Origin of the sequence: Prevotella sp. OH937_COT-195, assembly GCF_003932845.1 — a bacterium.
Classification (GTDB): Bacteria; Bacteroidota; Bacteroidia; order Bacteroidales; family Bacteroidaceae; genus Prevotella.
The window spans coordinates 1-536 of record NZ_RQZH01000134.1 but is presented as its reverse complement, the minus strand read 5'-3'; the positions used below and the strand labels follow the sequence as shown (position 1 = coordinate 536).

At 32.6% G+C, this 536-nt stretch carries 1 protein-coding gene; it reads right to left on the bottom strand.

Features of this window, described 5'->3' with window-relative positions; all coding sequences use genetic code 11:
- Positions 1–536 (bottom strand): phytoene desaturase family protein (locus EII32_RS11580; RefSeq protein ID WP_317125337.1); only part of this gene is annotated, 536 nt, incomplete at both ends.

Below are 536 nucleotides of genomic sequence, written 5' to 3'. Positions count from 1 at the left end.
TCAAAATCCTTAGGTGTATAAATAATTTCTGTCACAACTTGCTTTTTCAAATCTTCTAACGCTTTAATCGTAGAAAGCTTATTGTAAATAATATCTTTCACTTGTGTGATTGTTGACTCATCAGACCAATCCGTATCACCTGTTTTCAATTCTGAAACGGGCATCAGCACATAAATACCTGTTTGACCTTCTGGCGCTAACGATTGATCCTCCACACTAGGAGCGTATACATATATTGATGGATCTTGGGATATTTCTCCGGAAAATATTTCATTGATATTATTATCAAAATCCTTTGAAAATATAACATTATGTAACAAGATATCTTCAGATAAATCTTTATCAACCCCTATGTACATTAAAAAGGCTGAGCAAGAATAGTCCATATTATCAATTTTCTGTGTCGTATACTTCTTAGGATGATGTTCATTTTTAATTAAAGATGAAGTAGCATATGGGAAATCAGCAGTACAAATTATTTTGTCATACTTTTCTATATGTCCGTTTACTTTTAGTCCCTCCGCACACTTATACCT